Annotated in this window: 24 protein-coding genes; 10 read left to right on the top strand and 14 right to left on the bottom strand. The window is 72.7% G+C overall.

From position 1 onward, the window contains the following. Window positions 1–177: 177 nt before the first annotated feature. Both dcd and AB0J67_RS26490 read left to right on the top strand, forming a co-directional pair. Complete coding sequence (gene dcd, locus AB0J67_RS26485; RefSeq protein ID WP_363486158.1) at window positions 178–756, top strand: dCTP deaminase; 579 nt, start codon at window positions 178–180, stop codon at window positions 754–756. A gap of 144 nt (window positions 757–900) precedes the next feature. Beyond that, complete coding sequence (locus AB0J67_RS26490; protein WP_363486159.1) at window positions 901–2,067, top strand: PP2C family protein-serine/threonine phosphatase; 1,167 nt, start codon at window positions 901–903, stop codon at window positions 2,065–2,067. A gap of 10 nt (window positions 2,068–2,077) precedes the next feature. Here AB0J67_RS26490 and AB0J67_RS26495 read toward each other — a convergent pair whose 3' ends face one another. Next, window positions 2,078–2,212, bottom strand: coding sequence for a hypothetical protein (locus tag AB0J67_RS26495; protein WP_363486160.1), 135 nt, complete (start codon window positions 2,210–2,212; stop codon window positions 2,078–2,080). 261 nt (window positions 2,213–2,473) lie between these two features. Between AB0J67_RS26495 and AB0J67_RS26500 the strand changes: the two genes are divergently transcribed. Both AB0J67_RS26500 and AB0J67_RS26505 read left to right on the top strand, forming a co-directional pair. Further along, window positions 2,474–4,312 carry an acyl-CoA dehydrogenase gene (locus AB0J67_RS26500; RefSeq protein WP_363486161.1) on the top strand — a complete coding sequence of 613 codons (1,839 nt, stop codon included), beginning with the start codon at window positions 2,474–2,476 and terminating at the stop codon, window positions 4,310–4,312. A 187-nt stretch (window positions 4,313–4,499) separates the two neighbouring features. Continuing rightward, window positions 4,500–5,012: a histidine phosphatase family protein gene (locus tag AB0J67_RS26505; RefSeq protein ID WP_363486179.1), complete on the top strand. Its 513-nt coding sequence runs from the start codon at window positions 4,500–4,502 to the stop codon at window positions 5,010–5,012. Window positions 5,013–5,090: 78 nt separating this feature from the next. Here AB0J67_RS26505 and AB0J67_RS26510 read toward each other — a convergent pair whose 3' ends face one another. After that, window positions 5,091–5,765 (bottom strand): hemolysin III family protein, encoded by a 675-nt coding sequence (locus AB0J67_RS26510; protein ID WP_363486162.1) that lies wholly within the window; start codon window positions 5,763–5,765, stop codon window positions 5,091–5,093. 103 nt (window positions 5,766–5,868) lie between these two features. Here AB0J67_RS26510 and AB0J67_RS26515 point away from each other — a divergent pair, with 103 nt between their 5' ends. Genes AB0J67_RS26515 through AB0J67_RS26525 form a run of 3 tightly spaced genes read left to right on the top strand, consistent with a single transcriptional unit; the run spans window position 5,869 to window position 8,042 of the window. Beyond that, a complete protein-coding gene (locus AB0J67_RS26515; protein ID WP_363486180.1) occupies window positions 5,869–6,414 on the top strand; it encodes a carboxyltransferase domain-containing protein in 546 nt (181 codons plus the stop codon). Further along, window positions 6,407–7,324 (top strand): biotin-dependent carboxyltransferase family protein, encoded by a 918-nt coding sequence (locus tag AB0J67_RS26520; protein ID WP_363486163.1) that lies wholly within the window; start codon window positions 6,407–6,409, stop codon window positions 7,322–7,324. Before AB0J67_RS26515 ends, AB0J67_RS26520 begins: the two co-directional genes overlap by 8 nt. Further along, on the top strand, window positions 7,308–8,042 hold the full coding sequence (locus tag AB0J67_RS26525) for a 5-oxoprolinase subunit PxpA (protein WP_363486164.1): 735 nt from the start codon (window positions 7,308–7,310) through the stop codon (window positions 8,040–8,042). The genes AB0J67_RS26520 and AB0J67_RS26525 overlap by 17 nt, the downstream gene beginning before the upstream one ends. On the opposite strand, the gene AB0J67_RS26530 is transcribed toward AB0J67_RS26525, so the two are convergent. Beyond that, window positions 8,039–9,859 (bottom strand): NHL domain-containing thioredoxin family protein, encoded by a 1,821-nt coding sequence (locus AB0J67_RS26530; RefSeq protein ID WP_363486165.1) that lies wholly within the window; start codon window positions 9,857–9,859, stop codon window positions 8,039–8,041. The two genes, AB0J67_RS26525 and AB0J67_RS26530, sit on opposite strands and share 4 nt — an antisense overlap. A gap of 201 nt (window positions 9,860–10,060) precedes the next feature. Here AB0J67_RS26530 and AB0J67_RS26535 point away from each other — a divergent pair, with 201 nt between their 5' ends. Next, complete coding sequence (locus AB0J67_RS26535) at window positions 10,061–10,396, top strand: VOC family protein (protein ID WP_363486166.1); 336 nt, start codon at window positions 10,061–10,063, stop codon at window positions 10,394–10,396. Between the two features lie 63 nt (window positions 10,397–10,459). On the opposite strand, the gene AB0J67_RS26540 is transcribed toward AB0J67_RS26535, so the two are convergent. The 8 genes from AB0J67_RS26540 to AB0J67_RS26575 form a co-directional block, all read right to left on the bottom strand. Further along, window positions 10,460–11,740 carry an MFS transporter gene (locus AB0J67_RS26540; RefSeq protein WP_363486167.1) on the bottom strand — a complete coding sequence of 427 codons (1,281 nt, stop codon included), beginning with the start codon at window positions 11,738–11,740 and terminating at the stop codon, window positions 10,460–10,462. A 91-nt stretch (window positions 11,741–11,831) separates the two neighbouring features. Further along, on the bottom strand, window positions 11,832–14,207 hold the full coding sequence (locus AB0J67_RS26545) for a hypothetical protein (protein WP_363486168.1): 2,376 nt from the start codon (window positions 14,205–14,207) through the stop codon (window positions 11,832–11,834). Between the two features lie 221 nt (window positions 14,208–14,428). After that, window positions 14,429–14,572: a hypothetical protein gene (locus AB0J67_RS26550; protein ID WP_363486169.1), complete on the bottom strand. Its 144-nt coding sequence runs from the start codon at window positions 14,570–14,572 to the stop codon at window positions 14,429–14,431. An 85-nt stretch (window positions 14,573–14,657) separates the two neighbouring features. After that, window positions 14,658–16,265, bottom strand: a complete 1,608-nt coding sequence (locus AB0J67_RS26555) for an ABC transporter permease (RefSeq protein WP_363486170.1) — start codon at window positions 16,263–16,265, stop codon at window positions 14,658–14,660. Next, window positions 16,256–17,011, bottom strand: a complete 756-nt coding sequence (locus AB0J67_RS26560; RefSeq protein WP_363486171.1) for an ABC transporter ATP-binding protein — start codon at window positions 17,009–17,011, stop codon at window positions 16,256–16,258. The genes AB0J67_RS26555 and AB0J67_RS26560 overlap by 10 nt, the downstream gene beginning before the upstream one ends. A 67-nt stretch (window positions 17,012–17,078) precedes the next feature. Further along, window positions 17,079–18,854: a DUF4173 domain-containing protein gene (locus tag AB0J67_RS26565; RefSeq protein WP_363486172.1), complete on the bottom strand. Its 1,776-nt coding sequence runs from the start codon at window positions 18,852–18,854 to the stop codon at window positions 17,079–17,081. Between the two features lie 16 nt (window positions 18,855–18,870). Then, a complete protein-coding gene (locus AB0J67_RS26570; RefSeq protein WP_363486181.1) occupies window positions 18,871–19,992 on the bottom strand; it encodes a HAMP domain-containing sensor histidine kinase in 1,122 nt (373 codons plus the stop codon). Window positions 19,993–20,024: 32 nt separating this feature from the next. Beyond that, complete coding sequence (locus AB0J67_RS26575) at window positions 20,025–20,717, bottom strand: response regulator transcription factor (protein WP_363486173.1); 693 nt, start codon at window positions 20,715–20,717, stop codon at window positions 20,025–20,027. A gap of 184 nt (window positions 20,718–20,901) precedes the next feature. Here AB0J67_RS26575 and AB0J67_RS26580 point away from each other — a divergent pair, with 184 nt between their 5' ends. Beyond that, the gene (locus AB0J67_RS26580) at window positions 20,902–21,456 is read left to right on the top strand and encodes a Uma2 family endonuclease (protein ID WP_363486174.1); all 555 of its coding nucleotides are present in this window, start codon (window positions 20,902–20,904) and stop codon (window positions 21,454–21,456) included. Between the two features lie 52 nt (window positions 21,457–21,508). On the opposite strand, the gene AB0J67_RS26585 is transcribed toward AB0J67_RS26580, so the two are convergent. Both AB0J67_RS26585 and AB0J67_RS26590 read right to left on the bottom strand, forming a co-directional pair. Continuing rightward, complete coding sequence (locus AB0J67_RS26585) at window positions 21,509–23,044, bottom strand: sugar transferase (RefSeq protein ID WP_363486175.1); 1,536 nt, start codon at window positions 23,042–23,044, stop codon at window positions 21,509–21,511. 234 nt (window positions 23,045–23,278) lie between these two features. Further along, complete coding sequence (locus AB0J67_RS26590) at window positions 23,279–24,136, bottom strand: DNA-formamidopyrimidine glycosylase family protein (RefSeq protein WP_363486176.1); 858 nt, start codon at window positions 24,134–24,136, stop codon at window positions 23,279–23,281. A gap of 46 nt (window positions 24,137–24,182) precedes the next feature. On the opposite strand from AB0J67_RS26590, the gene AB0J67_RS26595 reads away from it, so the two are divergent. Then, the gene (locus AB0J67_RS26595; protein ID WP_363486177.1) at window positions 24,183–25,337 is read left to right on the top strand and encodes a glycosyltransferase family 4 protein; all 1,155 of its coding nucleotides are present in this window, start codon (window positions 24,183–24,185) and stop codon (window positions 25,335–25,337) included. 71 nt (window positions 25,338–25,408) lie between these two features. Here AB0J67_RS26595 and AB0J67_RS26600 read toward each other — a convergent pair whose 3' ends face one another. Further along, on the bottom strand, window positions 25,409–25,594 hold the full coding sequence (locus AB0J67_RS26600; RefSeq protein ID WP_363486178.1) for a hypothetical protein: 186 nt from the start codon (window positions 25,592–25,594) through the stop codon (window positions 25,409–25,411). Window positions 25,595–25,749: the final 155 nt, after the last annotated feature.

Below are 25,749 nucleotides of genomic sequence, written 5' to 3' on the forward strand. Positions count from 1 at the left end.
CGGCACCGGTCGACAGATCCCGTCCAAGACCCGAGGTCAGTTGGGAAGAGGGTCAGACCGGACCGGGAGGACTCCCACACATCATCCTCACTGTTAGGAAGGGCACCTTCCACCACGCATAGGGGTAATAAGGTGCCCTTCCTAGCGTCGGGGGGACGGGCGGGTAGGCTGCGCAGCGTGTTGCTATCCGACCGGGACCTGGTGGCCGAGATCAAGACGGGCCAGCTGACGCTGGAGCCGTTCGAGCCGAGCCTGGTGCAGCCGTCGAGCATCGACGTGCGGCTCGACCGCCTGTTCCGGGTGTTCAACAACCACCTGTATACCCACATCGACCCGGCCGAGCAGCAGGACGAGCTGACCACGCTGGTCGAGGTGTCCGACGGGCAGCCGTTCGTGCTGCACCCGGGCGAGTTCGTGCTGGCGTCGACGCTGGAAGTGGTGACCCTCGGCAACGGGTTGGCGGCGCGGTTGGAGGGCAAGTCGAGCCTGGGCCGGCTGGGGCTGCTGACGCACTCCACCGCGGGCTTCATCGACCCCGGGTTCTCCGGTCACGTGACGCTGGAGCTGTCCAATGTGGCGACGCTGCCGATCCGGCTCTGGCCCGGCATGAAGATCGGCCAGCTGTGCGTGCTGCGCCTGTCGTCGGAGGCCGAGCACCCGTACGGCTCGTCCGTGAACGGCTCGCGCTACCAGGGGCAGCGTGGCCCGACGGCGTCGCGCTCGTACCTGAACTGGCGCACCTGGCCCACGGCCTGAGCTGCCTGTTTCCTGCGCAGCCGCCGCAGTTTCCGAAACGGGTAGAACAGTTTCTGAAAATTCGTGAAACGTAGTCTCATCCGACCGGACAGAATGCGATCCGCCGACGAGACAAACTGAGCGGTGTGGCGGAGTTGATCAGGCATGCTGGTTGCCGTACGCATGCCACTTGCCCTGTCGGGCCGCCGCCCGCTAAGCCCTGGAATCCGCGCCGGACTCGGCGCGGCCTTCGTGCTGCTCCTGCTCATCAGCGCGGTGGAGCTCGCGGACGGCCGGGTGGCCCGGTTCGTCGGGCTGCTGGCGACGGTGCCGTTCCTCGCGGCGGTGTTCGCGCCGTGGCAGGCGGTCCTGATCGCGGGTGGGGCGGCGACCGCCGCGGGCACCGTCTTCGCCGTGTTCAGCATGACCGCGCACCAGGCCACCCAGCAGGCCGCGCAGCAGCAGGAGCAGGCGGACCTGTCCTCGTTCATCAACGTGATCGGCATCGGCCTGGCGACCGGCATCGCGGCGCTGGTGGCCGTGGTCCGGCAGCGGCAGGCCGAGCGCATCGCCGAGCTGGCCAAGCTGGCCACCATCGCCCAGCAGGCGGTGCTGCGGCCGCTGGGCCCGAAGGTGGGCACGCTGGCCGTGGCGGGCCGCTACATCTCGGCCACCGCGGCCGCCGACATCGGCGGTGACCTCTACGAGGCCCTGGACACGCCGTACGGCGTCCGCATGATCATCGGCGACGTGCGCGGCAAGGGCCTGGACGCGGTGCGTACGGCGAGCATCGTGCTGGGCTCGTACCGCCATGTCGCCTTCGAGCGGGCGGACCTGCGCGCGATCGTCGCCGACCTGGACCGCGCGGTCGCCCGCAGCGTCGGCGACGAGGACTTCGTCACCGCCTGCCTGGTGGAGGAGCGCGGGGGCACGCTGACCATCGTCAACTGCGGCCACCCCGCGCCGATCCTGATCCGGCGCGGCGAGGTGATCACCCTTGATCCTCCGTCGCCGGCACCGCCGCTGGGTTTCATGCCGGTGGTACGCAGCCGCGTGGAGCGCCTGGAGCCCGGCGACCGCCTGCTGCTGCTGACCGACGGCCTGGCCGAGGCGCGCCGCGACGGCGAGTTCTTCCCCATCACCGACCGGGCCTGGAAGCTGCTCGGCCACGGCACCGTCGGCGACGGCCTGGCCTCGGTCGAGTCCGCGCTGCTGGAATGGGTGCACAACCGGCTCGACGACGACATCGCGCTGATCCTGATGGAGTACGCGGGCCCGTCGCAGCCGACGCCCATGCCGGTGCCCAGCTGGGAGCTGGGCGCGACGAACTGACGCCGGGCGGTCAGGCGACGGATGCGGACCGGCTGCGGCGCACCGAGATGGTGAGCATCGGCAGTGCGCTGGGCGCCCGGTGGCGGCCGATGTAGCGGACCGGGTAGCGCGGCTCGAACAGCAGCCTGTGCAGCTTGTCGATCATTTTTCCTCCCCTGTGTGCGATGGGCCGAGGGTGCCCACGTCACCCGGAAGAACGACGTCGATATGGAAAGGTTGCGGGCCACGGCGTGGCGACTTGCATATGTCCGTTATGAGGCATATGCGTCCGCCGACGTGGGGCGTCCCGTGCCAAAACGTCACGCCGATGTGATGTGAACTTCTCGGCAGTTCGCTTGCCGATGGTTACTGGCGAGTAATACAGTCGGACTTACTGGTCGGTAACGATGCGCTGAGGGCGGGAAATATGAGCCACTACCAGAGCAACCTGCGGGATCTCGAGTTCAACCTGTTCGAGGTGTTCGAAACGCCGTTCGGCGAAGGTCCGTTCGCCGAGGTCGACACCGACACCGCGCGCAGCGTGCTGAGCGAGATCGACCGCATGGCACGCGTCGACCTGGCCGCGAGCTACGCCGACGCGGACCGCAACCCCCCGGTGTACGACCCGGCGAACTACACCGTGACCATGCCGGAGAGCTTCAAGCGGTCCTTCCAGACCTGGATGGAGTCGGAGTTCTGGCGCCTGGACCTGCCGCCCGCCCTCGGCGGCAGCTCCGCTCCGCGCACCCTGACCTGGGCCTTCGCTGAGATGGTGCTGGGCTCGAACGCGCCCGTCTGGATGTTCGGCTCCGGCCCGTCCTTCGCGCACGTGCTGCACGTGGAGGGCACCGAGGAGCAGAAGCGGTGGGCCGAGCTCTTCGTCGAGAAGAAGTGGGGCTCCACCATGGTGCTCACCGAGCCGGACGCCGGCTCGGACGTCGGCGCCGGCCGCACCAAGGCGGTCAAGCAGGAGGACGGCTCCTGGCACATCGAGGGCGTCAAGCGCTTCATCACCTCGGCCGAGCACGACATGTCGGACAACATCATCCACTACGTGCTGGCCCGCCCCGAGGGCCACGCGGTGGGCACCAAGGGCCTGTCGCTGTTCGTGGTGCCGAAGTTCCACTTCGACGCGCAGACCGGCGAGCTGGGCGAGCGCAACGGCGTCTTCGTGACCAACGTCGAGCACAAGATGGGCATCAAGGTCTCCACCACCTGCGAGACCACCTTCGGCGGGCACGGCGTGCCGGCCAAGGGCTGGCTCGTCGGCGAGGTGCACGAGGGCATCCGCCAGATGTTCATGATCATCGAGAACGCCCGGATGATGGTCGGCACCAAGGCCATCGCCACGCTGTCCACCGGCTACCTGAACGCGCTGTCCTACGCCAAGGAGCGGGTGCAGGGTGCCGACCTGCTGCAGATGACCGACAAGGCCGCGCCGCGGGTCACCATCACCCACCACCCGGACGTGCGCCGCTCGCTGCTGCTGCAGAAGTCGTACGCCGAGGGCCTGCGCGCCCTGGTCGCGTACACCGCGTACTGGCAGGACCGGGTCACCCTGGCCACCGCCGCGGGCGACGAGAAGGCCGCCAAGCGCGCTTCGAAGATCAACGACCTGCTGCTGCCGCTGGTCAAGGGCTGCGGCTCGGAGAAGGCGTTCGAGCTGCTGGGCAGCGAGTCGCTGCAGACCTACGGCGGCTCGGGTTTCCTGCAGGACTACCCCCTGGAGCAGTACGTCCGCGACTCGAAGATCGACTCGCTGTACGAGGGCACGACCGCGATCCAGAGCCTCGACCTCGTCTTCCGCAAGATTGTCCGGGACAACGGCCGGGCGCTGATGGCGGTCGCCGGCGAGATCCAGGAGTTCCTCACCAACGAGACCGGCAACGGCCAGCTCAAGGAGGAGCGGGCGCAGCTCGCCGCCGCCCTGGGCGACGTGCAGGGCATGCTCGGCACGTTCACCGGCTGGCTGGCAGAGTCGCAGGGCGACGACCCGCGCGCCCTGTACAAGGTGGGCCTGCACTCCCGCCGCCTGCTGCTGGCGCTGGGCGACCTGGTCGTCGGCTGGCTGCTGCTGCGCCGCGCCGACGTGGCCCTCAAGGCCCTGTCCGGCGCGCCGTCCGCGGCCGACCAGCAGTTCTACACCGGTGTGGTGGCCTCCGCGCGCTTCTTCTCGCGCGAGGTGCTGCCGCGGCTGGCCGCCGACCGGCGCGTCGTCGAGCTTGCCACGCTCGACGCGATGGACCTGGACGAGGCCGCCTTCTGAGCCCCCGGGGCACGGCGCGCCGTGCCCCGCACCCATCCCACCAACAGGTGAACGGCGCCCCCTCGCCACGCACGATGTGCGAGGGGGCGCCGCTCCCGTATGCGGGATCAGCCACCCGCCGCGGGGCTATCACCGAAGTTGGGATGCGTAACCGCGCCGTCTGCGGCAAGCTGGGCACATGGCTCCGCTGACCGGCGCCGCAACGCGCCCACGCACTCTGGTGCTGCTGCGTCACGCCAAGGCCGACCGCCCGGTCGGCCTGCCTGACACCGATCGCCCGCTGACCGACCGCGGGCACGCCGACGCCGCCGCCGCGGGGGCCTGGCTCGTCAATCAGGGGTACGTCCCCGATCTCGTGCTCTGCTCGCCGGCCCGACGCACCCGCCAGACCTGGCACTCGGTGGCCGTCGCGCTGGCCGGCGCCGGCTCACCGCTGGTCCACTACGAGCGCCCGCTGTACGAGGGCTCGCCGGAGGACCTGATCAAGCTGCTCCAGTCCGTCGAGCCCGAGCACCGCACCGTGCTCGTGATCGGCCACAACCCGACCATCTCGCAGCTGTCCGAGCGGCTCGACGCCGGCGGGGGCGAGGTCGACTCCGACGGCCTGCGCACCTGCGGCATCGCCGTGCACCAGCCCGACGGCGACTGGTCGGCCACCGACACCGCCAAACTCGTCGCCACCCACACCGCCCGCGCCTAGATCACCCGACTTGCCAGGCACCTGGGCGTATCTTGACCGCTCATTCGCCCATGTGCCGGGCAAGTCGGGTGATCATGGTCAGGCGAAGAGGGCGAAGTAGATGGCTATGTGGTGGCATAGGGCGGCGACCAGGGTGCAGGCGTGGAAGAACTCGTGGTGGCCGAAGACCTCGGGCCACGGGTCGGGGCGGCGCAGCGCGTAGAAGACCGCGCCGACGCTGTACGCCGCGCCGCCGGCCAGCAGCAGGACCAGCGCGGTGACGCCGCCGTTGTGCAGGATGTCGGGCAGCACGGCGACGGCGACCCAGCCCAGCGCGAGGTAGAGCGGCGCGGAGACCCAGCGCGGCGCGTGCGGCCAGATCAGGGACATGGCCGCGCCGCCCAGCGCACCCGCCCACACCAGCGCCAGCAGCAGTGCCGCCTTCCCGGGCGGCAGCAGGAGCAGGCAGAACGGCGTGTACGTGCCCGCGATGAAGATGAAGATCATGGCGTGGTCGAGCCGCCGCATGATCTGGTAGCCGCGCTCGCTCCACACCCGACGGTGGTAGAGGCCGCTCACGCCGAACAGCCCGCAGACGGTGAGGCTGTACACGGCGACGCTGACCACGGGCGTGGTGCCGGGCCGGAACGCGGCGATCGAGGTGAGCACGATCCCGCAGATCAGCGCGACGAAGAAGGCGTACGCGTGCAGCCAGCCGCGCATGCGCGGCTTGCCGATGTCCACGGGGCGCAGTCGGGTGGCAGTGCCGGTCATGCCCCCCAGGCTACGGCACCGTAGGTTACTCATGCGTAGCTGCCGGCGTGAGGCCGGTAACATCTGCGTCGTGCTGGTCAGGTCGTACGGCTGGGACGGGGTGCTGCTGGAGGTCGACGACCCGGCGGCGTGGTTCGGCACGCTGTGGGCCGCCCGCGAGCGCGGCGAGCTGGCCTGCGAGGACATCGTGCCCGCGGCGCGCACCGTGCTGCTGCGCGGCGTCACCGGACGGCCCTGCTGGGATGACTTCACGCCCGGCGCGACGACGGCCACCACGGCCCGCCGGCTGGACGTGCCCGTGCACTGGGACGGGCCGGATCGGGACGCCGTGGCGCGGGCCTGGGACGCGCCGCCCGAGGACGTCCTCAAACGAGTCGAGTTCACGGTCGCGTTCTGCGGCTTCGCGCCGGGGTTCGGATACCTCACCGGCCTGCCCGAACGCTACCGGCTGCCCCGGCTGGCCAGCCCGCGCACCCGGGTGCCCGCCGGGTCGGTCGCGCTCGCGGGGCCGTACGCCGGAATCTATCCCCGCAGCTCACCCGGTGGCTGGCAGCTCGTCGGCCGCACCGACCTGGTGCTGTTCGACCTGGACCGCGACCCGCCCGCGCTGCTGACCCCCGGCACGCTGGTCAGGTTCACCGATGCTTGAGGTGCTCGTCGCCGGACCGCTGACCACCGTGCAGGACCTGGGCCGCCCCGGCTACGCCCAGCTCGGCGTCTCCCGCTCCGGCGCCCTCGACCCCGCCGCGCTGCGCCTGGCCAACCGCCTGGTCGGCAACGCCGACACCGACGCGGCCCTCGAACTCACCTACGGCGGCGCGGCGCTGCGCACCGACCAGCCCGTCTGGTGCGCCCTGACCGGCGCTCCCGCCCCCCTCGCCGTCGACGGCCGCCCCGCCCCCTACGGCACCGCCTTCGCCCTCCTGCCCGGCCGCCGCCTCACCATCGGCACCCCCACCCACGGCATCCGCAGCTACCTGGCCCTCTCCGGCGGCATCACCACCCCACCCGTCCTCGGCTCCCGCAGCACCGACACCCTCTCCGCCCTCGGCCCCACCCCCCTCACCCCCGGCACCCGCCTCCCCCTCGCCGCACCCCCCACCGCGCCGATCTTGCGTGAACTGTGGGGACGACACGCATCAGACGGGCATATCCCCCACAGTTCGCGCAAGATCGACGCACTCGGGGTGGACTTCGTGCCGTGGTGCGCGCCGGGGGAGGAGATCCGGCTGCGGGTGCGGTTCGGGCCGCGGGACGACTGGTTCGCGGAGCCCGCGGCGCTGCTGCGGGGGGCGTGGACGGTGGGGCAGGGGGACCGGATCGGGGTGCGGCTGGACGGGCCGCCGCTGGTGCGCGCCGTCGCGGGGGAGCTGCCGAGTGAGGGGCTGGTCGGTGGCGCTGTGCAGGTGCCGGGGGACGGGCGGCCGCTGGTGTTCCTCGCCGATCACCCCACCACCGGCGGGTATCCGGTGATCGCCGTCGTGCACCCCGCCGATCTCGGGCCGCTGGCGCAGGCGCGGCCGGGCACTAGGGTGGTCTTCCATGGATCTCAACGCTGATCTCGGCGAGGGCTTCGGCCGCTGGGAGCTCGGTGACGACGAAGCCCTGCTCGACGTGGTGACCAGTGCCAACGTCGCATGCGGCTTCCACGCCGGGGACGCCGCGACCATGCGCCGCACCTGTGCGCTGGCAGCCCGCCAGGACGTCGCGGTGGGTGCCCAGGTCGGCTACCGCGACCTCGCCGGCTTCGGCCGCCGCTTCATCGAGTACGACCTCGGCCAGCTCCGCGACGAGATCGTCTACCAGGTCGGGGCGCTGCAGGCGCTGGCCGCGGCCGAGGGCGCTCGCGTGCGGTACCTCAAACCCCACGGCGCGCTCTACCACGCGGTCGCGCACGTGGACGCCATCGTCGAGGCCGCCCAGGCGACCGGCCTGCCCGTGCTCTGCGCGCCGGGCTCGCCGCTGGCCACCGCCGCCGGGGACGCGGTCGTGCCGGTCTACGCGGAGGGCTTCGCCGACCGCGCCTACCGGGCCGACGGCACGCTGCTGCCGCGCACCAAACCCGGCGCGGTCATCACCGACCAGGAGGAGGTGGTGGCCCGCGCCCTGCTGATGGCGGTCGACCAGCGCGTCATCGCCCTCGACGGCACCGTGCTCCCGCACGCCGTCGACTCCATCTGCCTGCACGGCGACACCCCCGGCGCGGTCGTCCTCGCCCGCGCCGTACGCCACGCCCTCGAAGCCGCCGAGGTCCCGCTCCGCCCGTTCCTGGCCTAGGCGTCGAGGCCGCGGAGGATGAGCGGGAGGCGGTCGGCGCCGTCGGCGGCGACGACGATCGGCACGCCCCAGTCCTGGCGGGTGAGGTGGCAGGCGGCGTGCTCGACGTCGGCGTCGCAGGTCGCGGCCTGGGCCACCACCTGCAGCACGCCGCGCGGCACCGCCGGGTTCAGCACCAGCCTGCGGGACAGGTCGGTGGTCACCCCGGCGCCCTCCAGCAGCAGCTCGGCGGGGGAGGCGGACACCTCCAGCCGGGTCGGGTCGCCGAAGCTGCGGTCCAGCTTCTGACCCGGCGCGGGCGTGAAGATCACGTCGAGGGTGACCGTGCCGGGGGCCAGCTGCGACGGCGGCCGCTCGACCTTGTGCCGCCCCGCGTCGACCAGCCCGGCCGTCGCGGACGGGGCCAGCCGCACCAGCCGGTGCGCGGCGGACTCGACCACGATGGCGTTGCCGCCGGCGTCCAGCACGATGTCGCTGGGCTCGGCGAAGCCGGTGTCGACGGTGGACACCACCCCGTCCTGCCAGCGGCGGATCGCGCCGTTGTACGTGTCGGCGACCAGCACCGAGCCGTCGGGCAGCGCGCACACGCCCAGCGGGTGCTGCAGCAGCGCCTGGTCGGCGGGACCGTCCACGTGGCCGAAGTCGAACAGGCCCTGGCCCACCGCGGTGTGCATCTGTCCGTCCTCGATCCAGCGCAGCGCGCTGGTCTCCGAGTCGGCGAGCCACAGCCGGCGGCCGTCGGGCGAGGCGGACAGGCCGGAGGGCTGCGCCATCCAGACCTGGTCCAGCGCACCGTCGCGCAGCGCCTCGACGGTGGTGCCCGCGTACAGGCCCACCGTGCGCTTGACCGGGTCGAACCACCACAGGGTATGCGTACCCGCCATCGCGACGACCACCTTGCCGTCGAACCAGGCGACGTCCCACGGCGAGGACAGGTCCATGGCCCGGGCGTCGTGCGCGTGGTCGTCCAGGCTCGACCGCCACTGCCGGCCGGTGCCCGCCACCGTGGACACGTTCAGGTCGGCCAGCCGTACGCCGCGCAGCAGGTGGTTCACCGTGTCCGCGACGACGACGTCGTAACCGACCAGGGCGGCGACGTCCGGGGGCAGCGCGCACAGGCCCTGCGGCTCGGAGAAGCTCGCCTGCCCGGCCGGCCCGTCGGCCCGCCCGCGCACCCCGGAGCCGACACGGGCGGTGACCGTGCCGAGGTCCGCGTCCAGCAGGGCGAGGCCGTGCCGGGCCGAGTCGGAGACGAGCACGGAGCCGTCGGGCAGCGGCAGCGCCTTGCCGGGGAAGCGCAGCAGGGTGTCGCTCGGCGGCGGCGGCACGAACGGGCCCTCGCCGCGGCGCAGCGTGCCCTTCGCCTCGTGCTCGGCGATCAGCTGGTCCAGCAGGCGGCGCAGGCCCTCCGCGTGGCCCTCGCCTGCCATGGACGCCACCACGTAGCCCTCGGGGTCGACGACCGACAGCGTCGGCCAGGCCTTGGCCGCGTACTGCTGCCACATGAGCATCTCGGGGTCGTCGAGCACCGGGTGCTCCACGCCGTAGCGCTCCACCGCCGCGGCCAGCGCCTCGGCGTCGCGCTCGTGCTCGAACTTCGGCGAGTGCACCCCGATGACGACGAGCACGTCGCCGTACTTCTCCTCGAGCGGGCGCAGCTCGTCGAGCACGTGCAGGCAGTTGATGCAGCAGAAGGTCCAGAAGTCGAGGATGACGATCCGTCCGCGCAGGTCTGCCAGGGAGAGGTTGCGCCCACCGGTGTTCAGCCAGCCTCGGCCGCGGAGCTCGGGTGCGCGGACACGCGCGGTCGTCGCCATGCGGCAAGCCTATCCAGGTGCCCGGCCCGGTCCAGCGCCACCGGTGTGATCTCCGAGACGGGCGCGTCATCCCGATCCCCGCGCCCAAGATCGGCCGACTTGCCAGGCAACTGGGCGTATCTTGACGCGCCATTCGCCCGGTTGCCTGGCAAGTCGAGTGATCTAGGCGGGGATGTCCGGGGGCGTTGCGATACTCCGGGCATGGTGACCATCGGAGCGATCGTGTGGAACGTGAGCGACCTCGGGCGGGCGCGCGAGTTCTGGGGACAGGCCCTCGGCTACGCGCCGGACCCCGCCAACCCGGACTTCCTGGCCGACCCGCGCGGCGAAGGGCCCCGGCTGCACCTGGACGGCGACGACCGGACGCACCTGGACCTGTGGGCCGCCGACGCGGCGGAGCAGCGGGCCGAGGTCGAGCGGCTGGTCTCGCTCGGCGCCCGGGTCGTCGAGGACTGGGTGTATCCCGAGGACGCCGACTTCGTCGTCCTCGCCGACCCGGACGGCAACCTGTTCTGCGTGATCGACAGATCGGCCTGAGCCGCCTGGTCGACGCTCCGGCCATGCCGTCCGGCGGCACGGGCGGAGCGTCGCTCGCGGGCGTCAGGCGTTGGCGGGCACCGGGGTGGCCGGTGCGGCGGGGGCGGGCAGGCCGTCCTGCTCGGCGGTGATCAGGCCGCGCAGGGACAGGGCCACCAGCGAGGCCGCGAGCGTGCCGACGATGACCAGCACGATCCACAGCCCGCCCAGCCCGGCGCCGAGCAGCGGGCCCGCGCTGACCGGGGCGATGACCGCGGACAGGCCCCACACCATCGCCGAGAGGGCGTTGTACCGGCCGCGCAGCTCGTCCGAGGCGAGCGCGTTGACCAGCGCGGGGTTGATCGGGGCGAGCAGCGTCTCACCGGTGGCGAAGACCGCGCCGAACAGCACCACGCCGACCGCGCTGACGACCGCGTTGGTGCCGTCGACCAGCCCGGCGAGGCCGAGCACCAGCCAGGCCGTCGCGAACACGGCGCCGACCGTGGCCAGCGCGCGGGTGCGGCTGCGTCCCTGCAGCTTCTTGATCACGACGAGCTGGGCCAGCACGATCACCACGGTGTTGGCGGTGAACGCGTAGCCGATGATCTGCGGGGTCACCCCGGCGATGTCGGTGGCGAAGCCGGTGAAGCCGACCTCCAGCTGCGCGTACCCGGACACGGTGAGCAGCACGCTGAAGATGATGAGGCGGCGGAACGGGCGGTGGCGCAGGACCTCGGCGTACCCTCCGCCCTTCGCGGCGCCGTCGCCGCCGGGCGCGGTCAGCCGCCGGCCGACCGTGGGCATGGACAGCAGGATGAGGAACGGGCCCAGGTAGCAGAACATGTCCAGCACGTAGATGAGCTGGAAGGTGCCCGGCCGGTTCACGTCGACGATGGAGCCCGAGATCGCCGAGCCGACGCCGATGCCGAGGTTGAGCAGCGCGAACTGGAGGCCGAAGACGCGCTGGCGCTCCTGGTCGCCGGTGAGCGAGGTGAAGATCGTGGTCTGCCCGGCCCAGATCGCCGAGGCGCCGAGGCCGCCCAGGGTCAGCGCGACCCAGGCCAGCCAGGCGCTGTCGACCAGCGCCAGCAGGCCCATGCCCGCCGCCTCGAGCAGCAGCGCGGGCAGCACCACCCGGCGTGCGCCGTACCGGTCGATGAGCGTGCCGCCGATCGGCGAGAACGTCAGGGTGAGCAGGCCGAACCAGCCGATGAGGAGGCCGACGGTGGTGCCGGACAGGTGCTGCACCTTGGTCAGGTAGATGAACAGGAACGGCAGCGTCAGCCCCCGGCCCAGGGAGGAGAAGGCGGTGCCGATGAGCATCCGGCGTGCTTCGGGCCGCGTGGGCAGGGCGTCGCGCAACATGCGGCCAGTCTCGTCGGCGAGTACGACACGGCGCGAACGAATAAGACGGCCCTGTGGTCATGACCACAGGGCCGTCCGGTGCTTACCTCGATCAGGGGGTGGGCGTCGCCTCGGCCGAGGGCTGGCCGCCGCCGGTGGGCGTGGCCGGGCCGAGGCACAGCACCTTGCTGCCGACCGTGACGTGCGGCTGCTGCTTGTCGGGGCACTGCTCGACGGTCTCGCCGACCGACACGACCTTGAAGGCGCCCGCGTCGCCGCAGCCGGCCGCGACCGCGGCGTTGCCAGACTGCTTGAGGCAGTCCCCGACCCCGAACGTCGGCGCCGGCTCCTCGTTGCCCATCAGCTTGTCCACGCCGATCAGCAGGCCGAACGCCAGCGCCAGCAGCAGGGCGCAGCCGACCACGACACCGATGATCAGGCGACCGCTGCGGACCGGCTTGATCTCGACGGCACCGGTCTCCTCGGACTTGAACCGGTCGAACCGGTTCTGGTCGCCACCGGCGGGCGGCGGCGAGTCCATCGGCGGCCGCTGGCCGGGGACCAGGCCGGGCACCGGCGGCGGGCCGACCGGGCGGGCCGGCGGCTGCATCGGCGCCGCGGTGGGCGGCGGCAGGTGCGGGGCCATCGGCGGCGGCAGGTGGGGGGCGGCCTGCTGCGGCGCGACCTGGGTGGGCGGTACGGCGGGCGGTGCTGCGGCGGCCTGCGGCGCGGCCGCGGGCTGCAGCAGATCGCCGAAGGCGTGTCCGCGCGCCTGCCGCTGCGCGGCCTGCTCGGTGGCCGGCGCGGGAGCGGGCTCCGCCGGGCGGGTGGGCGCACCGTACACCGTGGACGAACGCGCGATCGGCGGCGCCGCCTGCGGCTCGGGCGCGGCCGGCGGCGCGCTGGGCACGGTGACCCGTGCGGTGGCCCGGCCCGCGCCGGTGGCGGGCACCTGCGCCGCGGCCTGCGCCGGAGCGGGAGCCTGGACCGGGGCGGCGGCGGCCTGGACCGGCGGCGGCGACACGGGTGCGTCGTCGGCGGGCGCGCCGGCGGCGGCCGAACCGTAGACCCGCGGCTGCGGCTTGGGCATGGCGGCCGGGGCGTCCTCGCCCGGGGTCAGGCGGCTGGCGGCCGGGACCGAGGCGGTGGCGACGCCGACCGAGGCCCGCGCGACGGACGGCGGCGGCGTCACCGGGATGGCCGGCGGCGGGCTCACCGGCGCGGACGCGACCGGCGGCGTGCTGACCGGCACCGACGCGGACGCGACCGGCGGCGTGCTCACCGGCACGGACGCGGACGTCACCGGCGGGGCCTCGAACGGCGGGGCCTCGAACGACGAGGGCTCCCGCTTGGGCAACGGCTCGTACGCGGGAGCGGGCTCGTACGCCGGGGCGGCCTCGTAGGAGGACGCGGGCTCGTACGCGGCGGGCTCGAACGGCGCGGGCTCGCGCTTCGGCAGCGCGTCGTAGGACGGCGCCGGCTCGTAGGCCGGGGCGGGCTCGTAGGCCGGGGCGGCCGGCGGCGGCTCGTACGCCGGGGCAGGCGGCTCGAAAGCCGTCGGCGCGGGCTCGTACGACGGCGCGGGCTCGTACGACGAAGCAGCCTCATACGAGGGCGCCGGCTCGTACGCCGAAGCAGGCTCGTAGGAGGAGGCCGGCTCGTAGGACGGCGCGGGCTCGTAGGACGGTGCGGGCTCGTACGCCGGGGCCGGCTCGTAGGCCGGGGCGGCGGGCTGCGGCTCGGGCTCGGGGTCCATGAGCGCGGCCACGGCGGGCGGCGGGGTCCACGGGCCGGTCGGCGCGCTGGGCTTCGGGCTGTCGCCGGCGGCGAAGGCGGCCCAGGACGCCGAGCCATGGCCCGACTCGGGCGCGGGAGCGCCCTGCGCGGCGGCGGACTCGTCGGGCCGGGGGAAGCCGGGCTCGAACTCCGAGTAGTCCGGCCACTCCGGGTCGGCGGGCTCGGCCTTCGGCGCGTTCCACGACTGCTCCTGCGGCCAGGAGTCGGCGGGCGCGGCCGGTGCGGGCGGCGCGGACCACTGGTCGGCGGCGGGCGTCCACTCGGGCTGCGCGGGCGCTTCGGCCCAGGCGGGCGCGGCGGCGGGCGTCGACCAGTCCTGCTGCGTGGCCCAGTCCGGCTCGGCTGGGGGAGCGGGCGGCGCGGGCGACACGAACGGCTCGTGCGCGGCGAACGAGGAGGACACCTCGTGGCGTACGCCGGGGATCGGCACGACGGCGGGCGCCGGCACGTAGGGCGCCTCGTCGGCGGGCGCCGCGGGAGCCGGGTCGGCCGGGAAGCCGCCGAAGGAGCTCGCCGCGGGCTGGTCGGCCACGGAGTCCGGCGGGAAGGCAGCCTCCGACGCGTTGCCGTACGGGGTGAAGACCGGGAACTCCTCGGGCGCCGGCGGCGCCTCGAACAGGCCGAAGCCACCCTTGCGGTCGGCTGCGTCAGCCGGCGGCCAGCCGGGCTGCTGCGGTGCCTCGGACGTCATACGCGCACGCCTCCTTCTCTCTCGCCGACCCAAGGGCGACGCCGTGCGGAAGGAGCGCAGGGGTCAGAAGCCGAGGGGTGGCGGCCGTGCCCACCGTACCGGTACTCACGCGCGACCGGAACCCGGGAGTGGTCCCCGCCGAGGGCCGTTCAGCATTGTGGCCCCGGTCCGGCCGGACGGCTGGACAGGGGCCACAACGCTTTTGGAGGAGGAGAAAGGTCTCAGTGCAGCCGGATGAAAACGGCCGCCATCGGGTCGCCCAGCTCCGCGGCGCGGCGACGCTGCGCGCGCTCGGCGTGGGGGCGCTCCAGGTGGATCTGCTCGGCGCTGCGGCTCCGCGTCCGCATCTTCTTCATGATGCTCATGCCGAGTATTTAATCGTATGAGGCACCATCTTCTCCAACGATTATTAGGTGAGCTGCAACACGAGCCGAAGATTCGTAGGTCGGCTCAGTTGCGAGGAGTGATCGCGGTGAGCAGTTCGGGCCGGCGGTGGTCCAGCACGTCCCCGGCCGTGACCAGGCCGAGCCACACCGCGGCCAGGCCGTACGCCACGCCCACCGGCAGCGCGAGCGCCGCGCCGACGGACCCGCCGAGCAGCACCAGCACCAGCACCGGCAGCGCCAGCACCATGCCGCCCAGCCACGCCGCCATGGCGAGCAGGCTCTTGGCCATGCCCGAGCCGGTGTTGATCGCGAACGGGTTCTGGTTCTCCGGCAGGGCGTAGGCGGCCCACACCGAGACGTGCGTGGCGCACGCCAGCCCGGTGCCGTACGCGGTGAACAGCGTGCCGAACATGACCGGCAGCACCGACAGGTCGCCGCGCAGCACCGCGTTGAGCACGGCGAGCATCACCAGGAGCGGCACGATGATCCACGAGTACGCCACCACGCGGGCGCGCAGCTCGACCCGGCCCGGCACGCCGATCACCACGTGGGCGGCGTACGCCGTGCCGTCGTAGCCGAACTGGTTCGCGATGCCCAGCCCGGCCAGCGCCCCGACCAGCACCATCGTGCCGCCGTGCAGGCCCTGCGCGACCGCGCCGCTCGCCGGGGGGTCGCTCAGGCTCGTCATCACCGGCAGGAACACGCCGATCACCGCGAAGGTGATCAGGCTGGCCCGGCGGCGCACGTCGCGCACCCAGTACTTCAGCTCCCGCGCGACCAGCGCGCCGTACGCGGTGCGCGGCAGGCGCAGTCGGCCGAAGAACCGGGCGACCGGGGTGCCCGACGCGACGCGGGTCCGCACCGCCGCGCCCCCGGAGGCGCCGAGCATCGCCGACTCCAGCGATCTCGCCCACCACGACATGAGCAGCAGGATCGTCACCGCGGTGAGCGCGAGCCGGGCCGCGGCCGACAGCCACCGGCCCTCCAGCGCGTCGACGCCGACGACGTACGGCGCGGCGAGCGGCGTCCAGCCGAGCACGTCGGCCACCGACTCCAGGCGGTCGGCGCCGACCTGCTGCGCGCCCGAGGTGAGCGCGAGCTGGATCGGGCCGAGCGAGGCGGCCAGCACGGCCAGCAGCACCGCGGCCAGGTCCCGCGTCTTGCGGGCCCGCAGCGCCTGGGCGAAGCCGCTGGTCACCGCGCGGCTGAGCACCACGCACAGCAGCAGGCCCAGCGCCACGCCCACGGCCGCGACCAGCCCCGGCCCGGGGCCGCCGCGCAGGGCCGCCCCGATGGCCAGGCCGGACGTGGCGAGCAGCGTCGCCGCGGCGGGCACGCCCAGCAGCGCCGCCACCAGCAGGCCGCGCACCAGCACCGGCTTGGGCAGCGGCAGCAGCGCGAACCGTCCGGGCTCCAGCGACTCGTCGATGCCGAACCAGACCAGCGGGAGGAACAGCCAGCCCAGGACCAGCGCCGCACCGCCGAACGCGGGCGCGAGCATGGTCAGCGCCGGGATGTCCGCGGCCAGCGCCACCGCGAACAGCAGCGCGGCGATTCCGCCGTAGACGACGGCGCCCACCAGACCCAGCACGAACAGCAGGACCTTGCCGGGGCGGCCCCGGAAGCCGTTGCGCAGCACGCGCAGCTTCAGCCGCGCGAACGTCAGAGCCACGACAGCTCCGCCCCGGTGGCGGTGCGGCCGCCCACCACCTCGACGAACGCCTCTTCGAGGGTGCGCTGGCCGCGCACCTCGCCGAGGGTGCCGACGGCGCGGATGCGGCCCGCCGCCATGATCGCGACGTGGCTGCACAGCCGCTCGACCACCTCCAGCACGTGGCTGGAGAAGATGACCGTGCCGCCGCCGGCGACGTAGCGGGTGAGGATGTCGCGGATGGTCGCGCCGCTCACCGGGTCCACCGCTTCGAACGGCTCGTCCAGCACCAGCAGCCGCGGCGCGTGCAGCAGCGCGCAGGCCAGCGCGATCTTCTTCTTCATGCCGGCCGAGTAGTCGATCACGAGGGTCCGGCCGGCGTCGGCCAGCGCCAGCACGTCGAGCAGCTCGGTGACGCGCGCGTCGATGACGTCCGGCGCCATCCCGCGCAGCAGGCCCTGGTAGGTGAGCAGCTCGGTGCCGTCGAGCCGGTCGAAGAGGCGTACGCCGTCGGGCATCACGCCGATCAGCGACTTCGCCCGGACCGGGTCGCGCCACACGTCGTGGCCGAGCACCAGGGCCTGCCCGGCGTCGGGGCGCAGCAGCCCGACCGCCATCGACAGGGTCGTGGTCTTGCCCGCGCCGTTCGGCCCGAGCAGGCCGAAGAACGAGCCGGCCGGCACGGACAGGTCGACGCCGTCCACGGCGACCTTTCCGTCGAATGTCTTGACGAGCCCATGCAGGGCGAAAGCGCTGTCCTCGGTCACGCGTCCGACTGTAGACGGGCCCGGAGCGGCCCGGCCGCCCCGTGAACGGGCGGCCGGGCCGGTGGGATCAGTCGCGCACGTTCACCTTGCGGTTGGCTTCCCGGGCCTTCTTGCAGGCGTACTCGGCCGGGTAGATCTCGTGCTCGATCTCGGCGATCAGCTCGCGGGCGTTCGCCCGGCTGAGGTTCCACGCGTACCACTGGTCCGGGTTGTCGCGCAGGTCGGCGATCATCCAGCTCAGCGCGCAGCTGCGGTACGGGTGGGGCAGCTTGGCCAGCTCCGGCGCCGCGTCCGGGCCCAGCGCCCGCAGGTAGTAGAAGTCGATCTTCTCGAACCGCTCGACGTTCTGCTCCGCGATGAAGTGCTCCGGGTTGGCCGCGCCGAGGAACAGCAGCAGCCCGGCGAAGCCCGCCACCGCCGCCCGCGGGAACCACGCCGCCCGCAGCTTCCAGCCGGCCAGCGCGATCAGCACGAACACCCCGCCGAGGTAGAGCTCGACCGAGCCGAAGAACAGCCGCTCGCGCGTCCAGCCGTAGGTGTTCTGGTAGAGCCACATGCGCCACACGGCCGAGCCGACGATCACCATGCTCAGCAGCACGAGCGCGCCGAGCAGCGAGCGCAGCAGCACCCGGTCCTGCACGGTCTCCTTGACCGCCCAGCGCGACACCAGCCCGATGACCATCAGCGTCAGCAGGGTCACCACGAGCAGCTGGCCGAAGCCCTGCACGGCGTACTCGGAGTAGGTCAGGCCGCTGGTCTTCTGGATGTACGCCTTGTCGCCGAAGAAGAACCGCAGCTGCACCGCCACGAACGCGGCGAACAGCAGCACCAGGCCGCCCAGCGGCAGGGCCACCTCGATGCGGCCGATGCGCCGCGTCGCCGGGCGCTCCAGACCGGACAGGTCCGGCGGGGCCAGCACCGTGAAGATCGCGCCCGCGGTGATCAGGCCGCCGATCGTCGTGTAGATCAGCAGGCGCAGGAACGAGCGGACGTTGATCTCCGGGATGAGATCGCCGAGCAGCTTGGCGAACGCGGCGTCGGCCGAGGCCAGCAGCGCCCCGAAGATCACCAGCATGACCAGGGTGACCAGCAGCGACAGCACGATCCGGCCGGCGGTGCCGCCCTTGGTGCGGGTCTTCTGCCAGGCGCTCAGGCCCCGGCCCAGCCACGGGATCGCCCGGAAGGCGGCCAGCGGCAGCGCCAGCATGCCGACGATGACGGCCCGCACCGAGTGCCCGCCCGCGACCGCGAGCGAACCGCAGGCCACCGCGCCCAGCACGCAGAAGACGTAGAGCCAGCCCGCGTCGCGGAAGGTGCCGACGGCCAGCAGGGCGACGGCCAGCACCGCCCAGCCCACCCGGATCAGGCGCTCGACCTTCGTGTCCGGCTTCGGGCCGAACCGGGCCGCGTGCCAGGTCGCACCGACCATGACCAGCCCGACCAGCAGCCAGCCGATGGCGGGCCGGCTCAGCGGCAGCGCGATCGCGGTGGCCAGGCCGCCGATGAGCGCGGCGGTCCAGGCGGCGGGGCCGCCCGCGTAGTCGGGCCCCTGCCAGCGGGTGGCGAGGAAGCCCGGCGGGGGCGGCGGCAGCGGGGAGAACCGCGCCGCGTCCCCGGGGTACGGCTGCGCGGGCACCGCGATCGGCACCGGCGCCGTCGCGGCGACCGCCGCCGGAGCCGGAGCCGGAGCCGTCTGAGCCGTCCCGGCCTGGGCCACGGCGGGCGCGGATTCGGCCGGTGCGGCGGGCACTGCCGACACGGGCCCGGCCGGCGCGGTGACCGCTTCGGGGGACGCGGCCTGCTCGGCGGAAGTCGGCTCGGCAGCCGCCAACGCCTCCGTCACAGCAGGTGGGGACTCCTCAGGCTGCGGTGACGCGCCTTCCGGAGAGGTGTGGGACATCGTTGCCTCCGACTTCTGCGGGCGACTGATGAGGGATCGGCTTCTGGGGGAGCGTGATACGGATGCGGCAGCCGGTCCCGCCGGGGGGATCGACGATCGCGATCGTGCCGTGGTGCAGCTCCACCGCCCAGCGGGCGATGGCGAGTCCGAGGCCGGTGCCGCCGTCCTGCGACTGCGCGTTCTTGCCCCGGGTGAAACGCTCGAAGACCCGCTCCCGGAGGGCGGGCGCGATGCCCACTCCCTGATCGAGCACCTCGAAGACGGTGTCGGCGCCGGCCGGGCGGGCGCTCACCGTGACCAGGCCGCCGGGCGGGCTGTGCCGGGCGGCGTTCTCCAGCAGGTTCGCGAAGACCTGGTGCAGCCGGGCGGGGTCGGCGTGGATGGTGTGCGCGACCACGCCGTCCAGCCGGAACCGGGTGGCGGGCGCGTTCAGCCCGGCCTCGTCGACGACCGTGGCCAGGAACTCCGCCACCGGCACCGGCACCCGGTGCAGCGCCGCCGCGCCCGCGTCGACCTTCGACAGGTCCAGCAGCTCGGTGACCAGGCGGCCCAGCCGCTCGGTCTGCGCCAGCGCGGTGCGCAGCGTCGCCGGGTCGGGCGCGCTCACGCCGTCGACCATGTTCTCCAGCACGCCGTGCAGCGCCATGATCGGCGTACGCAGCTCATGCGAGACGTTCGCGATCAGCTCGCGCCGCTGCTGGTCGCTGGCGGCGAGGTCGGCGGCCATCAGGTTGAACGCGCGGGCCAGGGTGCCCACCTCGTCGCGGCTGGTGGCGCGCACCCGGCGGCTGTAGTCGCCGCGCGCCATGGCCCGCGCCGCCGCGGTCATCTGGCGCAGCGGCTTGGTCATGCCGTGCGCCAGCACCTGCAGCGTGATCAGCCCGACCAGGGCGGCCGAGATGGCGACCGGCCAGTTGACGAAGCCGAGCCGCCCCCAGAACACCAGCAGGCCGGTGGCGCCGGAGATGCCGAGCAGGATGGCCAGCTTCAGCTTGATCGACCGGAACGGGTCCAGCGGGCGCGGCAGCCGGTCCAGCGTCCGGTTCGCGAACACGATGATCGGCCCCAGCACCCGGTACATGGGGACGGCGAGCCAGTCGAGGACCCGTTCGATCACGCGGGCTCGGCCTCCAGCGCGTAGCCGACGCCGTGCACGGTGCGGATCAGGTCCGCGCCCAGCTTGCGGCGCAGCGCCTTGATGTGCGAGTCGACGGTGCGGGTGCCGTAGCCCTCGGCCCAGCCCCAGATCTCGGCCAGCAGCCGCTCGCGCGGCAGCACCGACCGGTGCCGCTCGGCGAGGTACACCAGCAGGTCGTACTCGGTGGGGGTCAGGTGGGCCTCGGCGCCGTCGCGGCGCACCCGGCGCTCCGACCGGATGATCTCCAGCGGGCCGAGCTTGATCGGGGCCTCCGGCGCGGCGGTCCGCTCCGCGCGGCGCAGCAGGGCGTGCACCCGCGCGGCCAGCACCCGCAGCGAGAACGGCTTGGTGAGGTAGTCGTCGGCGCCCACCGCGAGCCCGACCAGCAGGTCGTTCTCGTCGTCGCGGGCGGTGAGCATGAGCACCGGCACCGGCCGGCCCGCCTGCCAGGTCTGCCGGTGGATCTGGCGGCAGACCTCCAGCCCGTCGAAGCCGGGCAGCATCAGATCCAGCACGACCAGGTCTGGCTTGATCCGCTCGGCGGCGTCCACCGCCGCAGGACCGGTCCCCGCGTGCGCGACGGCGAAGCCCTCGGCCCGCAGCCGCGCGATCACCGACCCGGCGATGGTGGGATCGTCCTCCACCACCAGGACGCGACGTTCACTCATGAGCAGGGACTGTAGCGGTCACCTGTGGTGGCCATCAGTACCAGTTGTGAAGAACCTGTGCCCTGACCCTCCGGAGACGATGAGCGTCAGCTGATTCCCGACGCAGGGAAACTTACTAACGGGGTACGGCTGAGGCACCCTGGAAATGCCAGACGCGAGTCGATAGAGAGGACGGGTGACGACGATGACCCATCCACTGCTCCGGTTTCCGCTGGGCGCCTGGCATTTCGAGGATCTTCTCGACGCGCCGGACGACGGTTACCGGTACGAGATCTTCGACGGGAGCCTGCTCGTGACCCCTCCGCCTCCGATGCCGCACGCCAACCTGGTCTACCGGTTGCGTCGGCAGCTGGACCGGCAGGCACCGGACGTCCTGGCCGTCTGCGAGACCGTTGGCGTGCTGCGCGAAGACGGCACCTCATACTTCGTGCCGGACCTGGTCGTTTTCGACGCTGTGCTGCTCGGCACCACACTTCCTGCCCTGCCCGCCGCCGCCGCGAAGCTGGTCATCGAGGTGGTGTCGCCGAACAATCCCAGCAACGACCTGGTGCTCAAACGGCACGGTTACGCCTCCGCGGGTGTGCCCGAGTACTGGATCGTCGATGCGCGCGCACAAGAGGTGCTGGTGCTGACCGAGCCCTCCGCGGCGGGCTACCTGTCCGAGGAGAAGCACACCGGCTCCCTGCGCGGCGCGACGCCGTTCCCGTACGAGCTGGATCTGACCGCGGTCTTCGGCTGAAACGGGTCGCGGCCGGCCCCGGAGTCCGGGACCGGCCGCGACTGCCCTTCGGTCAGTACGCGCCCTTGCGGCGCAGCACGACGCCGACGGTGCGCCACAGGATGCTCAGGTCGTACGCCAGCGACCAGTTGTCGACGTAGTACAGGTCCAGCCGGACCGACTCGTCCCAGTTCAGGTCGGAGCGGCCGGAGACCTGCCACAGGCCCGTCATGCCGGGGCGCACCAGCAGCCGGCGGCGGACGTCGCCGAGGTAGTCGCCGTCCTCGGCGGGCAGCGGCCGCGGCCCGACCAGCGACATCTCGCCCTTGAGCACGTTGATGAGCTGGGGCAGCTCGTCGACCGAGCTGGCGCGCAGGAACCGGCCGACCGGGGTGACCCGCGGATCGTCGCGGATCTTGAAGAGCATGCCGTCGGTCTCGTTCTGCGCCTCGAGCTTGCTCTTGCGCTCCTCGGCGTCGGTGTACATGGTGCGGAACTTCCACACCTTAAATTCGCGGCCCTCGTGGCCGACCCGCAGCTGCCGGAAGAACGCCGGGCCCCGGTCGGTGATCGAGATGGCCAGCGCGATCAGCAGGAACAGCGGGGCCAGCACGAGCAGGCCGAGCGCCGCGGCGACCCGGTCGAGCGTGTTCTTGGCCAGCCACGCCACGCCGGAGAGCTTCGGCTCCTCGACGTGCAGCAGCGGCAGGCCCTCGATCGGGCGGATGTGCACCCGGGGGCCGGCGATGTCGGTGAGCTGCGGCGCGACCACCAGGTCGATGCCGGTGCCCTCCAGCTGCCAGGCCAGGCGCCGCAGCTCGTCGGGCTCCGCGCCGGCCGAGCCGCACACCGCGATGGTGTCGGCCCGCAGCTCGCGGACGAGGTCGACGAGGTCGCGGCCGTAGTACACCGGCACCGGCGCCTGCGCCCGCCGGGAAGCGGGGACGTGCTCGGAGAGGTGGATGGCGACGGGCACCAGGCCGGCCTGCGGGTTGCGCGCGACGACCTTGTACACGAACAGCGTCTCCGGCAGCGAGCCGATGAGCAGCATCCGGTACGTGGCCAGCCGGCCGCGGCGGCGCACCAGGTAGAGCACGCGCCGGGCGAGCAGCCGGGAGGCGATGATGTACGCCATCGCGGCGAGGATCACGAACGCGACCGTGCCGCGGGACAGGCCCTCGCCGCCGCCCTTCTGGAAGCCGAAGGCGACGAACGACACCGTCGCCGCGACGGCGATGGTGGCGCGGAAGACCCGCTTGAACTCGTCGGTGCCCAGCCCGATGACACGCCGGTCGTAGGCGCCGTTGCCCCACAGCAGCAGCAGCCACAGCAGCGGCATGAAGCCGTACGCCACGACCTGGAACTGGACGATCTCGTCGAAACCGGAGGTGACCCGGTTGATCTCGAACTGCGAGATCGCGGTCCAGCTGGCCGCGGCGGCGCAGAGGAGGTCGGCGAAGATCAGGCTGAGCAGGTACGGCCGGTGCCAGCGGGCACGGCGGGCGGTGGGGCGGGCGAACGCGTTGCGCGCCACGCCGTTGGTCTTCGGCACGGGGGGCAGCTCGTATCGGTCGGCCACATAGTCCGGGACATTCGACCGTCTGGGCACGGAGCTCGGGTGCTTCAGGCTCGTCGTCACCTCACCTGGGTCCTCCCGTGCGTCACGTTCCTGCCCGGTGGTGCCGGTCAGTGCTGCAGCCCTGCGATCGGAACGTGCGGCAGGACGGGTGTCGCCCACAACGTTAAGTCTCGCATGGTTTGTCCGGCGGGAGACACCGTGTTGCGACCGTGTCATCCGTAGCCTCAGGACCGGCACACTATACGAACCGGGCTGTGGGCGACACTAGCGCAGGAGCCGGGAAAGCCTACGGTCCGCGAGCGGTTTACCCGCTGTTTGGCACGTCGGGCAGTACTGCAGGCTCGAATCGGCGAACGAGACCTCACGCACCGTATCCCCGCAGACCGGGCACGGCTGCCCGGTGCGGCCGTGTACCCGCAGGTTGGCGCGCTTCTCGGCCTTGAGCGTGGCCGCCTTCTGCCCGACCGACCGCTCCACGGCCTGGGTCAGGATCTCCCGCATCGCGTCGTACAGGCTCTCCAGCTGGCCGGGGGTCAGCCGCGCCGCCTGCGTGTACGGCGACAACCGGGCCCGGTGCAGGATCTCGTCCGAGTACGCGTTGCCGATCCCGGCGATCACCTGCTGGTCGCGGAGCACTCCCTTGATCAGGGTGTTGCGCCCGCGCATCAGCTCGACGAAGGCCGGGAAGTCCAGGCTCAGCGCGTCCGGCCCGAGCCGGGCGATCCCGGGCACCTGCTGCACGTCGGTCACCAGGTACGCCGCCAGGCGCTTCTGCGTACCGGCCTCGGTCAGGTCGAAGCCGGAGCCGTCGCCGAGGCGCACCCGCAGCGCGATCGGGCCCTTGCCGCCGGGCTTGAGCATCGTGTCGGGCAGCTGGTCGCGGTAGTGCAGCCAGCCCGCGCGGGACAGGTGCACCACCAGGTGCAGCTCGTCCAGCTCGATGTCGAGGAACTTCCCGTGCCGGCCGGCGCCGGTGATCGTCCGGCCGTGCACGGCCGGCAGGGGCGGGTCGAACGTCTTCAGGGCGCTGATGGCCGCTACGTCGACCCGCTCGACGCGCTGGCCGACGGCTCGCTCACGCAGGTACGCGGCGAGCGCCTCCACCTCGGGCAACTCTGGCACGGCGCTAACGCTACCGTTCTATCGACAACCGAGCAGGGAGCAGCAAGTGAAGGTCGTCGTCGCCCACAACAGGTACCGCTCCGAGCTGCCCTCGGGCGAGAACGTCATCGTCGACCAGGAGATGGCGCAGCTGGCCGCGGCCGGCGTCACCGTGCTGCCGTTCCTGCGCAACTCCGACGACATCCCGTCGCTGTCCGCGGCGCAGAAGGTGCTGCTGCCGATCTCCCCGATCTGGGCCCCGGCCGCGCAGCGCGACCTCACCGCGCTCATCCGCCGGGAGCGGCCGGACGTGCTGCACCTGCACAACCCGTACCCGCTGCTGTCGCCGTGGGTGGTGCGGACCGCGCATGCGCACGGGGTGCCGGTGGTGCAGACCGTGCACAACTACCGGCAGGTGTGCGCCCCCGGGCTCTACTTCCGCGACGGCCAGGCCTGCCACGAGTGCCGCGGCAAGGCGTTCGCGCTGCCGGCGATCAAGCACAAGTGCTACCGGGGCTCCACCGTGCAGAGCACGATCATGGCGACCACGCTCGCCGTGCACCGCGGCACCTGGCGCTCGGTCGACCGGTACATCGCGCTGACCGGCGCCATCGCCGACCACCTGCGCGACTTCGGCATCCCCGACGAGCGCATCGTGGTCAAGCCGAACGGCGTCGACGACCCGGGCCGCCCCGCCCCGCCCGGCGAGGGCCTGCTGTTCGTCGGGCGCCTGTCCCCGGAGAAGGGCCTTGGCCTGCTGCTCGACGCCTGGCGGCGGCACCCGGAGGGCTCGCTGGGCACGCTGCGCATCGTCGGCGACGGCGAGCTGCGCCCGCTGGCCGAGCAGGCCGCGGCCGAGCGCACCGACGTGGAGTTCCTCGGCCCGCAGGACCGGGCCGGGGTACGCGCCGCGTTCCGCGCCTCGGCCATGTTCGCCGCCCCGTCGACCTGGCACGACGTGCTGCCCACGGTGATCATCGAGGCGCTGGCGGCGGGCCGGCCGGTCATCGGCACCACCCTCGGCGGCATCCCGTACCTGATCGACAACGCCGGGTTCGCGGTGCCGCCCACGGTCGAGGACTGGGCCGCCGCGCTGCCCGACGCCCTCAAGGCCGCCCCGACCCTGTCCGAGGCCGCCCGCACCCGCTACGAGCAGACCTTCCACCCCGACGTGGTCACCTCGAAGCTCGTCGCCGTCTACGAGTCCCTCCGCCGCCCGTGATCATCCGACTTGCCAGGCACCTGGGCGTATCTTGACGCCGCATTCGCCCATCTGCCTGGCAAGTCGAGCGATCAAGAGGGAGCTGCGTAGAGGGTGGGTAGGTCCAGCAGGATGTTCTCCGAGTCGGCGGCCTTGTGCAGGTCAGCGGTGAAGCCCGCGCCGCTGTAGCAGGCGAGCCGGGTTCCGCTCACCCGATGGCCCTTGAGGGCGAGCAGGTCGCGGGCCCGCCGGAGCCGTTCCAGGTGAGGTATCCCCATGGTCTGCCGCCACTTTGCCTCGCCCAGCGATTGACAAGAATGAGTAGAACTACAGGTCTTACGATCTTGTGCGCAATAGCTGACGGTGGCGGTTGCTGGTCCGATCGCAGATCCTTTTTGGATGCCGCGTCGATGGGCTCGTCGTGTCTTCAGCC

Origin of the sequence: Catellatospora sp. NPDC049609 (assembly GCF_040675365.1) — a bacterium.
In the GTDB taxonomy this organism is placed as follows: domain Bacteria; phylum Actinomycetota; class Actinomycetes; order Mycobacteriales; family Micromonosporaceae; genus Catellatospora.